The organism is Streptomyces sp. NPDC058650 (assembly GCF_042717315.1).
Classification (GTDB): domain Bacteria; phylum Actinomycetota; class Actinomycetes; order Streptomycetales; family Streptomycetaceae; genus Streptomyces.
In genome coordinates, this window is the sequence record NZ_JBHXRL010000002.1 from 274,319 (window position 1) to 286,634 (window position 12,316).

General features: G+C 73.4%; 8 protein-coding genes. 5 read left to right on the forward strand and 3 right to left on the reverse strand.

Annotated elements, in window-relative coordinates; genetic code table 11:
* Window positions 1-102: 102 nt before the first annotated feature.
* Window positions 103-297: a hypothetical protein gene (locus ACFWWU_RS04985; protein ID WP_384139071.1), complete on the forward strand. Its 195-nt coding sequence runs from the start codon at window positions 103-105 to the stop codon at window positions 295-297.
* 7 nt (window positions 298-304) lie between these two features.
* A complete protein-coding gene (locus ACFWWU_RS04990; protein ID WP_384139074.1) occupies window positions 305-3,361 on the forward strand; it encodes an AAA family ATPase in 3,057 nt (1,018 codons plus the stop codon).
* Here the strand turns inward: ACFWWU_RS04990 and ACFWWU_RS04995 are convergent.
* The 3 genes from ACFWWU_RS04995 to ACFWWU_RS05005 form a co-directional block, all read right to left on the reverse strand.
* Window positions 3,245-3,568, reverse strand: a complete 324-nt coding sequence (locus ACFWWU_RS04995) for a DUF6191 domain-containing protein (protein ID WP_384139077.1) — start codon at window positions 3,566-3,568, stop codon at window positions 3,245-3,247. The genes ACFWWU_RS04990 and ACFWWU_RS04995 overlap by 117 nt on opposite strands.
* Window positions 3,565-4,719 (reverse strand): PQQ-dependent sugar dehydrogenase, encoded by a 1,155-nt coding sequence (locus ACFWWU_RS05000; protein ID WP_384139080.1) that lies wholly within the window; start codon window positions 4,717-4,719, stop codon window positions 3,565-3,567. Before ACFWWU_RS05000 ends, ACFWWU_RS04995 begins: the two co-directional genes overlap by 4 nt.
* A gap of 138 nt (window positions 4,720-4,857) precedes the next feature.
* On the reverse strand, window positions 4,858-5,880 hold the full coding sequence (locus tag ACFWWU_RS05005; protein ID WP_384139083.1) for an aldo/keto reductase: 1,023 nt from the start codon (window positions 5,878-5,880) through the stop codon (window positions 4,858-4,860).
* A gap of 75 nt (window positions 5,881-5,955) precedes the next feature.
* Between ACFWWU_RS05005 and ACFWWU_RS05010 the strand changes: the two genes are divergently transcribed.
* From ACFWWU_RS05010 to ACFWWU_RS05020, 3 genes are all read left to right on the forward strand, one after another.
* The gene (locus ACFWWU_RS05010) at window positions 5,956-6,921 is read left to right on the forward strand and encodes a 2-hydroxyacid dehydrogenase (RefSeq protein ID WP_384139086.1); all 966 of its coding nucleotides are present in this window, start codon (window positions 5,956-5,958) and stop codon (window positions 6,919-6,921) included.
* Between the two features lie 441 nt (window positions 6,922-7,362).
* On the forward strand, window positions 7,363-10,230 hold the full coding sequence (locus tag ACFWWU_RS05015; RefSeq protein WP_384139089.1) for a putative bifunctional diguanylate cyclase/phosphodiesterase: 2,868 nt from the start codon (window positions 7,363-7,365) through the stop codon (window positions 10,228-10,230).
* Window positions 10,231-10,459: 229 nt separating this feature from the next.
* Window positions 10,460-12,310, forward strand: a complete 1,851-nt coding sequence (locus ACFWWU_RS05020) for an acetolactate synthase large subunit (protein WP_384139092.1) — start codon at window positions 10,460-10,462, stop codon at window positions 12,308-12,310.
* The last annotated feature ends 6 nt before the right edge of the window (window positions 12,311-12,316 follow it).

A 12,316-nucleotide genomic window follows, 5' to 3' on the forward strand; every position in this document is an offset into this window, starting at 1 on the left:
GAACATGCGGCACTCGCCCGATGTGACCGCACCCCCTGGGACCCGAGAGTAGAGGCATCGCAAGGAGCGATACCGAAACCCGAAGCGACCAGGGAGCACCCGATGTTCGAGTACGAACTCCACCGCATGAACCACGCCCAGCTCGTCCGCGAGGCCGCCGCCCGGCGCCTGACCCATGAGGTCGCCGAGTCGACCGGTTCCGCCCGGGGTCTGCGCCGCTTCGGCCGTCGCAGTGGGGGCCACGACACCGAGGGGCGGGTGAGCGGCGGACGCGGTCACTTCGTCCGGGCCGCGTGACCCCCGTATGAGTGACCGTACGGATGGTTGTGCGATGCTCGGCGCCGTGGAGACCAGGTCAGTCAGCCCCGTCTTCGTCGGCCGCGCCGGCGAACTCACCGCCCTCACCGAGGCGCTCTCCCGCGCGACCGCGGGAGAGCCCCAGGCGCTGCTCGTCGGCGGTGAGGCGGGGGTCGGCAAGACCCGGCTCATCGAGGAGTTCCTCGACACGGCCTGCGACCGGGGCGCCGTCGTCGCCGTCGGCGGCTGCGTGGAGCTCGGCGCCGACGGCCTGCCCTTCGCGCCCTTCGCCACCGCCCTGCGCTCGCTCCGCCGCAAGTTGCCCGACGAACTGACCGCCGCCGCCGACGGCCAGGAGGGCGAGCTCGCCCGACTGCTGCCCGAGCTGGGCGACCCCGGCAGCCACGAGCCCTCCGACGAGGACTCCACCGCCCGCCTCTTCGAACTCACCGTACGGCTCCTGGAGCGGCTCGCCGCCGACCGCACGGTCGTGCTCGTCCTGGAGGACCTGCACTGGGCCGACACCTCCACCCGGCACCTGCTCACCTACCTCCTCCGCACCCTGCGCCGCGGCCGGATCGTGATCGTCGCCAGCTACCGCGCCGACGACATCCACCGCCGCCATCCGCTGCGCCCCCTCCTCGCCGAACTCGACCGGCTGCGCACCATCCGCCGCATCGAGCTCTCCCGCTTCACCCGCACCGAGGTGCACCGCCAGCTCACCGGCATCCTCGCCGCCGAACCCGCCCCCGGGCTCGTCGAGGAGGTCTTCGAACGCTCCGACGGCAACGCCTTCTTCGTCGAGGAGCTCGTCGTCTCCCACGAGGCCGGCTGCGCCCCCGGCCAGCTCAGCGACTCCCTGCGCGACCTCCTGCTCGTCCGGGTCGAGGCGCTCCCCGAGGACGCCCAGCGGGTCGCCAGGATCGTCGCCGAGGGAGGCTCCACCGTCGAGTACGGCCTGCTCGCCGCCGTCGCCCGGCTCACCGAGGACGAGCTCATCGAGGCACTGCGGGCCTGCGTCGGCGCCAACATCCTGCTCGCCGTCCCCGACGGCGACGGCTACCGCTTCCGCCACTCCCTCGTCCGCGAGGCCGTCAGCGACGACCTGCTCCCCGGCGAACGCTCCCGCATCAACCGCCGCTACGCCGAGGCCCTGGAGACCGGCCCCGCGCTCGTCCGGCCCGACGAGCGGGCCACCCGCCTCGCCACGTACTGGTACCACGCGCACGACCCGGCCAAGGCCCTCCCGGCCGTCCTCCGCGCCTCCGTCGCCACCCGCAAGCGCCACGCGTACGCCGAGCAGCTCCGGCTCCTGGAGCGCGCCATGGAGCTCTGGGACGAGGCCCCCGCCGAGATCCGCCGCGAGCTCCGGCCCATGGACTACGCCGAGGCCTACCCTCCCTGCGGCTGCGACCCCGAGACCACCCCGCTCAGCTACCTCGACCTCCTCGCCGAGGCCGCCGTAGCCGCCCGGCTCAGCGGCGAACGCGAGCGCGCCCTGAAGATCGGCCGGATGGCGCTCCGTCTCCTCGACAGCGAGGACGTGAACGACCCCCTGCGCGCCGCCTGGTTCTGGACCGAGAAGGCCCGCCTCCAGTCCAACCTCGGCCGCGGTGACGGCTCGGAGGAGATCGCCCGCGCCCAGGAACTCGTCAAGGGCCTCCCGCCGTCCGCCGTCCACGCCGTCGTCCTCGTCGGCGCCGCCGGCTGGGGCATGCTCCGCAACCCCGGCCCCGAGGCCCTCACCGCCGCCGAACGCGCCGTCGAGTACGCCCGGCACGTCAAGGCCGAGTCGATCGAACTCAACGCCCGCCTCACCCTCGGCACCATCATGACCGCCGCCGGAGACGTCGAGGCCGGTCTCGCCGAGATGCACGAGGTACGGGAGCGGACCACGGCCCTCGGCCAGTTCGCCGAGGCCTCGCGCGCCCACATCAACATCTCCTCCTCCCTGGAGGCCCTCGGCCGCTCCCACGAGGCCGTCGAGATCGCCGACTCCGGGATCCGCCTCGCCCGCTCGTACGGACTCGTCGACAGCGTCGGCTGGGTCGAGGCCAACCGCGCCGAGTCCCTCTTCTCCCTTGGCCGCTGGGACGAGGTGCGGGAAGCGGCCGAACGGCTCCAGCGCTCCGCGACCAGCACCAAGCCCCGCGGCTCGGCCTCCCTCCGCCTGGCCCAGCTCGCCGCGGCGCGCGGCGAGCTGGAGGCGGCCATCCGCCACCTCGCCGACGCCTGCGCCGTCTACGGCACCCGCGACCCGATCCCGCAGTACACCCTGCCCATGGCCCAGGTCGCGATCGCCGTGGCGGCCGCCGAGGGCCGCGTCCAGGACGTCCGGGCCCAGCTCGTCGCCGCCGCGGAGGGCGGATTCCCGCCCGGCACCCACCGCTACGGCTGGCCGCTCGTCCTCACCGCCGCCGCCGCGGAGGCCGACAGCCGGGGACTGCCCGCCGCCGATGAAGGCCGCGCCGAGGCGCTCGCCCTGATCCGCCGCTGCGTCCGTGACCTCGCCGCCCCGGCCCCCGTCTGGGCCGCCCACTCCCTCCAGGTCTCCCAGGAGCTGGCCCGCGCCGAGGGCGGCGAGTCCGCCACCCGCTGGACCGAGGTCGTCGCCGCCTACGAGCCGCTGGACCGCCCCGCCCAGCTGGCCCGCGCCCGCCACCGCCTCGCCGACGCCCTGCTCGTCGAGGGCGGCCGGCGGGAGGAGGCCACGGCCCTGCTCCGCGAGGCCCACGCCACCGCCGTCCGCCTAGGAGCCCGCCCGCTCCGCGAGGACGTGGAACTCCTCTGTGCCCGGGCCCGCCTCTCCCTCGCACCCGAGAAGCAGCTCCCGGCACCCGCGGAGCCCGGGGACGACGGCTTCGGCCTGACCCCGCGCGAACAGTCCGTCCTGCGCCTGGTCGCCGTCGGCCGCACCAATCGGCAGATCGCCGAGGAGCTCTTCATCTCACCGAAGACGGCGAGCGTCCACGTCTCCAACATCCTCGCCAAGCTCGGCGTCGCCGGCCGAGGCGAGGCCGCCGCCCTCGCCCACCGACTCCACCTGCTCGACACGACCCTCTGATCCCGAGCGAGCGTCCGAGCCCGCCCCGGGGCGGGGGATCCGTATGGTCACCCGGCCCGACGTCAGGTCTATCGGGCCGCGCCCCGGGTCCCCGTCTCCCGGGTCCTCCCGGGTGAGGGCCTGCCGCCGCAGCTCCTCCTCGGCGTGCCGGCGCCCCGGCGCGAAGAGCTCCGCGATCGGATCGAACACGGTCACCGCCTCCCTCACCTCACCTCCAGCCGGAGGATCCTGTCGTCCCCGGGCTCGGGCGTGCCCCGGGTGTCGGTCTCGCTGGTCATCAGCCAGAGCCGGCCGTCGCCCCCGGCGAGAACCGTGCGCAGGCGGCCGTACTCACCTGACAGGAACGCCTCGGGGTCCCCGGACCGTTCCTCTCCGGAGAGCGGAACGCGCCACAGCCGCTCGCCCCTGAGCCCGGCCATCCAGATCGCGCCCCGCGCGTACGCGATGCCGCTCGGGGAGGCCTCCGAGGTCGGCCACTGGGCCACGGGGTCCACGAACCCCTCCCGGCCCGCCTGTCCCTCGGCCTCGGGCCAGCCGTAGTTCTTCCCCGGCTCGATCAGGTTCAGCTCGTCCCAGGTGTTCTGCCCGAACTCGGCCGCCCACAGCCGCCCGGCGGCGTCCCAGGCGATCCCCTGCACATTGCGGTGCCCGTACGAATAGACCACCGAGCCGGCGAAGGGATTGCCCGGCGCCGGTCTGCCCTCCGGCGTCATCCGCAGGATCTTCCCGCCGAGCGAGGCCCGGTCCTGGGCCAGGCCGGTCTCGCCGGTCTCGCCCGTCCCCGCGTACAACATCCCGTCCGGCCCGAACGCGATCCGCCCGCCGTTGTGCACGACCCCCTTCGGGATGCCGGTCAGCACCGGCTCCGGCGCCCCGAGCCGGTCGCCGTCCCCGCCGCCGTACCGCATGCGCACGATGCGGTTGTCCGAGGCGGCCGTCAGGTACGCGTAGACCCAGCCGTCGCGGACGGCCAGGCCCATGAGCCCGCCCTCACCGCCCGGCACCACCCCCGGCACCTCGCCGAGCGAGGTCTTCGCGCCGCTTCTCCCGTCGACCCGGGTGATCGTCCGCTCGTCCCGCGAGGAGACCAGCAGGTCGCCTCCCGGCAGCTCGGCGAGCCCCCAGGGCGACTTCAGCCCCTCGGTGAGCGTGCCCGCCACCGACACCCGCCCGCCGCCCGGGGACGCGCTCCCGGACGCCGTCGCGGACGCCGACGCCGGCGGATCGGACGCGGGCGCCGAGACCGACGTCGGCGGAGCCGTACCGGGCCGATCCTCGGTACCGCCCGAGGAGCAGCCCGCCACCAGCACCAGCACGGCGGCGCCCCACAGGGCCTTCAGCACAACAGGACGGCTCATGGTCCGGTCCCCTTCGACGAGTCGAGCGGCATCCTCACACCCTTGATACACCGCTCGACCCGATCAGGTTCCCGCCCACGAACACCCATTCCGGCGTGGCGCGCAGGACCTGTCCGGCGGATCGGGGTCGGACACCCTCTAGTCCCACGACCCCCGGGGCGCCGGCAGCCCCGCGATCTCCGCGAGGTCCCCCTCCGTCAGCCGCAGCCCGGCCGCCCGCGCGTTCTCCACGACCCACCGCTCCCGCTTCGCGCCGGGCACCGGCACGACGTGCGGCCCGCGACCGAGCACCCACGCCAGCGCGACCTGCGCCGGGGTGGCCTCCGCCCCGTGCCGCGCGGCGACCCGCCGCAACCCCGCCACCAGCGGCTGGTTCGCCGCCATCATCTCGGCCGTGAACCGGGGGTGCCGGGCGCGCGGATCGTCCGACTCGAAGCCGCCGCCCGGGGTCAGCGTCCCCGTGAGGAAACCGTTCCCCAGCGGCATCGCCGCCAGGAACCCCACCCCGCGGGCCGCGCACCACGGCAGCAGCCGGACCAGCGCCTCCGGCGACCACACCGACAGCTCGGCCTCGACCGCCGCCACCGGGAAGACCTGCTGGATCCGCTCCAGTTGGCGGATCGTTCCCTCATATCCGTCGCGGGCGGCCCCGGTCGCGCCCCTGCGCGCCGACCGCGCGCCGACCGCGCACAGCCCGAGCGCCCGCACCTTGCCCGCCGACACCAGCTCGGCCATCGCGCCCCAGGTCTCCTCGACGGGCACCTCGGGGTCCGCGCGATGGAGCTGGTAGAGGTCGATCACATCGGTCTGGAGCCGCCGCAGCGAGGCGTCGCAGGCCCGACGCACGTACCCCGGCCTGCCGTTGGCGACGACGTGCCGCCGCCCGCCGCCGTCGCCGACGAGCAGGCCGCACTTGGTCGAGACGAAGGCCTCCGCCCGCCGCTCCTTCAACACCCGCCCCACCAGGAGCTCGTTGGTGAACGGCCCGTACATGTCGGCGGTGTCGAGCAGGCTCATGCCGGCGTCCAGTGCCGCGTGCACGGTCCGCAGTGAGCGGTCCCCCCGCTGTTGCGAACGGCTGTACGCCCAGTTCATCGGCATGCACCCCAGGCCGATCGCACCCACGCCGAGCGCCGTCGCCCCGATAGTCCTGCGCTCCACCTGCCGGTACCCCTCCCTGTGCCGTCCCCCAAAGTAACCAATGGCGTACGGGATTCTTCGCATAGCCTCCCGGTCATGACCTTCGAAGACAGCACCGCAGACGTGTGGCTTCCGGTTCCCGCGGACGAGATCGACGGACTCCCCGCACCGGGCGAGTCGGGCCTGAACTACCGCTTCTGGGACGGCGGACCGGAGTTCCCCGCCGATCCCGCGCGCTGCGCCTTCTACGTCGTCCCGTACATGAAGGGGTCGGAGATCGCCGTACGGCCGCTGCCGGCGATGACCTCCGTCCGGGCCGTGCAGACGCTGTCCGCGGGCATCGACCACGTCACGCCCGGCATCCCCTCGCTGCGGCCCGGGGTCGCCCTCTGCAACGCGAAGGGCGTGCACGAGGCCAGCACCGCCGAGCTCACGCTCGCGCTGATCCTGGCCTCGTTGCGCGGCATCCCCGGGTTCGTGCGCGGCCAGGACGCCGAGGAGTGGCGGGCGGGCTTCTACCCGGCGCTCGCCGACAAGTCCGTGCTGATCGTCGGGTACGGGTCGATCGGCGCCGCCATCGAGGACCGGCTCGCACCGTTCGAGTGCGCGCGGGTGGCGCGCGTCGCGCGCTCCGCGCGCGCCACGGAGCGCGGCCCGGTCCACGCTCTCACGGAGCTGCCCGCCCTGCTCCCGGAGGCCGACGTGGTCGTACTGTCCACTCCGCTCACGCCCGCGACCCACCACCTCGCCGACGCCGGCTTCCTGGCCAGGATGAAGGACGGGGCGCTGCTCGTGAACGTCGCCCGCGGTCCGGTCGTGGACACGGCCGCGCTGCTCAAGGAGGTCGAGAGCGGGCGGATCACGGCGGCGCTCGACGTCACCGACCCGGAACCGCTGCCGGCCGGACATCCTCTGTGGCACGCTCCCGGTGTCCTGATCAGTCCCCATGTGGGCGGTTCCACTTCGGCGTTCATGCCGCGCGCGAAGCGGCTGATCGCCGGACAGCTGCGGAGGTTCGCGGCGGGGGAGGAGCTGGCGAACGTCATCCTCACCACCGCCTGAGCCCGCGCCGGACCGGGTCGGCCGGGGGCGGGCGGTGTGCGCCCCGACGCGCGCCGCTCACAAGCCCCCATGTAGTCACGGAGAGTACTGCGACCCTGTCCCTGAGTGACGGTCCTGGTGTATCGTCCCGGAGCGGGGGGCTGCGTCGATGACGGGCTGACGCTGGGGAGCGAAGTGACGGGTCATCAGAGTTCGAGGGGGGCGACGGGTGAAGCACGGCCGGAGGACCGACGATCCGACGCGGCGGCGACGCCACCGGCAATCCTCCCGCGCCTCGCGGCCGGCCTCGCGCGTTCGGTGCCGGGACAGGCCACGCCGCCCCGCACGCCACGCGCCGCCGGGCCGCCCGACTGCGACGGGCACGCCCCCGGGGGTGCCGAGGAGCCGCCCGCGCGTCCGCACGAGCCGGCCGGGTGTGCCGGCGCGACGCCGGAGGGGCCGGTGAGCGCGCCCGGGGCGGTCGTCGCGCGCAGTCCCGTCGGCGGCGACTCCGGGCATCCCGGCCGCGATCGTCCCGGAACCGGCTCGATCGTCGCTCAAGTCGCCCTGGGGCTCATCTGCGCGGCCTACACGACCGGCGCTTCGCTCGGCTGGGGATCGCCGGAACTCGCCCTCTTCATGGGCGACTTCGGACTCAGTGCCGCCGCGCTCACCGCCGCGGTCTCCTGCTTCCTCTACGCCCGCGCCCACCGCGGCGGCGACCGCCCTGCCTGGCTGCTCTTCGCCTTCTCCTCCTTCATGGCCGCCGCGGGGAACGCGGTGTGGGGGTGGTACGAGGTCGTCCTGCGGACGCAGGTGCCCGACTCCTCCGTCGCCGACCTCTTCTTCCTGCTCTTCGCTCCGCCCGCCGTCGTCGGGCTCCTCGTCCTGGCCAAGAAGCCCGTCACCCGGGCCGGCTGGGTCTGCCTCGCGCTCGACGCCTGGCTCATCGGCGGCTCCCTGCTCACGCTCTCCTGGAGCCTCGCCCTCGCGCGTACCGCGCACTTCGACGGCGAGTCCGTCGCCCAGGCCGCGCTGTCGCTCGCGTACCCGCTGCTCGACATCGTCCTGGTCAGCATGGTCCTCGCGCTGCACTTCCGGCGCTCCCAGGCGAACCGCTCGGCGACCAATACCGCGATCGCCGCGCTCGCCCTGACCGTCCTGTGCGACGCCCTGTTCACCTCGCCGCTGCTCCGCGAGAACTACGCGTCCGGCCAGCTGCTGGACGCCGGCTGGTTCGCCGGCTCCCTGCTCCTCGCGTACGCCCCCTGGGGGGTGCGGCGCCTGCCCGACAGCACGGCCGCCGCCCGCGGTCCGTGGCTGCACAGCCGCCCGGTCGCGGGCTCGCTCGCCGCCCTCACCCCGTACCTCGCCGCCGCGGTCTGCACCCTCGGCATCCTGTACAACGTCGTCGAGGGCCGCCGGGTCGACCGGGTCGTCGTCCTCACCGGCTGCGCGGTCGTGCTCGCCCTCGTCGTCCGGCAGGGCATCATGCTCCTCGACAACATCGCGCTGACCCACGAACTGGCCCAGAAGGAGAACCACTTCCGGTCCCTCGTGCAGGGGTCGAGCGACGTCATCATGATCGCCGCGCCGTCCGGGATACTCCGCTACGTCAGCCCGGCCGCCGCCGGCGTGTACGGACGCGAGGCGGAGGAGCTCATCGGCTCCGAGCTCGCCTCCCTCATCCACCCCGAGGACCTCGGCGCCGTCGTCCACGAGGTGCGCCGGTTCCTCGCGGCCTCGCCCGCCGAGGAACCCACCACCCGGATCGAGTGCCGCTTCCGCTCGGGCCATGGGGGTACCTCCCGCTCGAGCGAAGCCGAGAGTGGGGGAGACTGGCTCAACGTCGAGTCGACCGTCAACCGCCACCAGGGCGGCCTCATCTTCAACAGCCGGGACGTGACCGAACGGGTCCGCCTCCAGGCCCAGTTGCAGCACAACGCGGAGCACGACCCGCTGACCGACCTGCCCAACCGGGCGCTCTTCACCCGGCGGGTCCGGCAGGCGCTCAGCGGGCGCAGGTGCTCCGACCCCGGCACCGCCGTGCTCTTCATCGACCTCGACGGCTTCAAGGGGGTCAACGACCGCCTCGGCCACCAGGCGGGCGACGACCTCCTCGTCCAGGCCGCCCGCCGGCTCCAGGAGTCCGTACGGGCCGGGGACACCGCCGCCCGGCTCGGCGGCGACGAGTTCGCCGCCCTCATCCTCGGCGACGGCGGCCGTGAACAGGCCGCCCGGGAGAGCCAGGTCCAGGAGATCGCCGACCGGCTCCGGCTCACGCTCTCCCGGCCGTACCGCGTCGACGGCGGCAACGAGGTGCGGGTCGCCGCCTCCATCGGCGTCGCCTTCGCCGAGCCCGGCATGGAGGCGGGCGACCTCCTGCGCAACGCCGACCTCGCGATGTACCGGGCCAAGGCCGCCGGCAAAGACCGCGTCGAGCTGTACGCGCCCCAGATGCAGGCCGAGGTCGTACGGCGGACCGAGCTGGCCGCCCGGCTGCGCACCGCACTCCACGACGGCGAGTTCGCCCTGCTCCACCAGCCGGTCGTCGACCTCGCCACCGGCCGGATCTCCGCCGTCAGTGCCCAGGCGCGCTGGCGCTCGACCCAGGGCATCCTCTTCACCCCCGCCGAGTACCTCCGCGTCACCGACGACGGCGAGCGCACGGCCGAGCTCGGCCGCTGGCTCCTCGAAGAGGCGGTGGAGCAGGCCGCCGAGCGGGCGGGAATCGGCCACCGCGCGCCCGTGTCCATCCGGCTCTCCGCCCGCCGCCTCCTGGACCGCTCGCTCCCGCTCGGCTCGGTCGAATCGCTGCTCACCCGGCACGGGCTGCCGTCCGGCTCGCTGATCATCGAGCTCGCCGACAGCGACCCCCGGACCTCGCTCGACGAGCTGGAACAGCGCCTGGTGACCCTGCGCCGCCTCGGCGTGCGGATCGCGCTCGACGGATTCGGCGGCGGACATGTGGCGATCGACGCCCTCCGGCGGCTTCCCGTCGACATACTGAAGCTGGACCGAGGCCTCGTCGAGGGCGTGGTCGAGTCCGCCCGGCTCCGCAAGATCACCAGAGGTGTGCTCCGCATCGCCGGCGAACTCGGGATGCAGACCGTCGCCGAGGGCGTCGACGTACCGGAGCAGGTGCTCGCCCTGCGCGCCATGGGCTGCAGTCACGCCCAGGGCATGGCCTTCGCGGGCCCGCTCGACGAGTACCGCCTGCGCAGGGCTCTCGTGCGGGACGAGTACCCGCTCCCCGGAGCGGTCCCCGTACGGGCCGGAACCCGTCCCCCGTTCCGCTCAAATACTGAGACGCCCGTCCCACCCACTTGACACCGGTGAGGTGGGAGAGGGAGGGTCAGTGCCATGCGCACCCGAATTCTCGTACTTGGAAAGCGCGTCGGCTGAAGCGGGGCCATCGACAGGCCCGGCTGAGAAAGCACCCGACGCGCTCCCCTCGCTTGCCTCACGGCACGAGGGGTTTTTTGTTGCACTGGATCACCCCCAGGGCGACGCAAAACCTCGCAAAACGCCTCGCAAACACCCTCTGCTTCGAGAAGAGATGCTGATGACCGACCAGGCCACCGGGCACCATCCGCAGCCGCGGCCCCGCGGCGGCGCGCAGCCCGCCACCACCGTCGAGCACGTCACGGGCGCGCAGGCCCTCATCCGTTCTCTCGAGGAAGTCGGCGCCGACACCGTCTTCGGCATTCCGGGCGGCTGCATCCTCCCGGCCTACGACCCGATGATGGACTCGGAGAAGGTGCGCCACATCCTGGTCCGTCACGAGCAGGGCGCGGGCCACGCCGCCACCGGCTACGCGCAGGCCACCGGCAAGGTCGGCGTCTGCATGGCGACCTCCGGCCCCGGCGCGACCAACCTCGTCACCCCGATCGCCGACGCGCACATGGACTCCGTCCCGCTCGTCGCGATCACCGGCCAGGTCGCCTCGAAGGCCATCGGCACGGACGCCTTCCAGGAGGCGGACATCTGCGGCATCACGATGCCGATCACCAAGCACAACTTCCTGGTCACCAAGGCCGAGGACATCCCGCGGACGATCGCCGAGGCATTCCACATCGCCTCCTCCGGCCGCCCCGGCCCGGTCCTGGTCGACATCGCGAAGGACGCCCTCCAGGCGAAGACCACCTTCAGCTGGCCGCCGCAGACCGACCTGCCCGGCTACCGCCCGGTGACCAAGCCGCACGCCAAGCAGATCCGCGAGGCGGCCAAGCTGATCAGCGCGGCCAAGCGGCCCATCCTGTACGTCGGCGGCGGCGTCATCAAGGCCGGCGCCACCGCCGAGCTGAAGATCCTCGCCGAGCTCACCGGCGCCCCGGTCACCACCACCCTGATGGCCCTCGGCGCCTTCCCCGACAGTCACCCGCTGCACGTCGGCATGCCGGGCATGCACGGCGCGGTCACCGCCGTCACCGCGCTCCAGAAGGCCGACCTGATCGTCGCCCTCGGCGCCCGCTTCGACGACCGCGTCACCGGCAAGCTCGACAGCTTCGCCCCGTACGCCAAGATCGTCCACGCGGACATCGACCCGGCCGAGATCGGCAAGAACCGCGCCGCCGACGTCCCGATCGTCGGTGACGCCCGCGAGGTCATCGCCGACCTGGTCCAGGCCGTCCAGGCCGAGCACAGCGAGGGCAACAAGGGCGACTACACCGCCTGGTGGAGCGACCTGAACCGCTGGCGCGAGACCTACCCGCTCGGCTACGACCTGCCGGAGGACGGCAGCCTCTCGCCGCAGCAGGTCATCCAGCGCATCGGCGCGCTCGCACCCGAGGGCACGATCTTCACCGCGGGTGTCGGCCAGCACCAGATGTGGGCAGCCCACTTCATCGACTACGAGCAGCCGGCCACCTGGCTGAACTCGGGCGGCCTCGGGACGATGGGGTACGCGGTCCCCGCCGCGATGGGCGCCAAGGCCGGCATGCCGGACCGCACGGTCTGGGCGGTCGACGGTGACGGCTGCTTCCAGATGACCAATCAGGAACTCACCACCTGCGCGCTGAACAACATCCCGATCAAGGTCGCCATCATCAACAACGGCGCCCTCGGCATGGTCCGCCAGTGGCAGACCCTGTTCTACAACCAGCGCTACTCCAACACGGTCCTGCACTCCGGCCCGGACGACGTCCAGGCGAACAAGGGCACCCGCGTCCCCGACTTCGTCAAGCTCTCCGAGGCCATGGGCTGCGTCGCCCTGCGCTGTGAGGACCCGGCCGACCTGGACAAGGTCATCGCCGAGGCGAACGCCATCAACGACCGTCCGGTCGTCGTCGACTTCATCGTCCACGAGGACGCCCAGGTCTGGCCGATGGTCGCCGCGGGCACCTCGAACGACGAGGTCATGGCCGCGCGGGGCGTGCGCCCCGACTTCGGCGACGGCGAAGACGACTGATAGCGA

Coding starts and splice junctions, on each gene's coding strand:
- ACFWWU_RS04985 (WP_384139071.1), top strand. CDS start 103: ATGTTCGAGTACGAACTCCACCGCATGAACCACGCCCAGCTCGTCCGC.
- ACFWWU_RS04990 (WP_384139074.1), top strand. CDS start 305: ATGAGTGACCGTACGGATGGTTGTGCGATGCTCGGCGCCGTGGAGACC.
- ACFWWU_RS05010 (WP_384139086.1), top strand. CDS start 5,956: ATGACCTTCGAAGACAGCACCGCAGACGTGTGGCTTCCGGTTCCCGCG.
- ACFWWU_RS05000 (WP_384139080.1), bottom strand. CDS start 4,719: ATGAGCCGTCCTGTTGTGCTGAAGGCCCTGTGGGGCGCCGCCGTGCTG.
- ACFWWU_RS05020 (WP_384139092.1), top strand. CDS start 10,460: ATGCTGATGACCGACCAGGCCACCGGGCACCATCCGCAGCCGCGGCCC.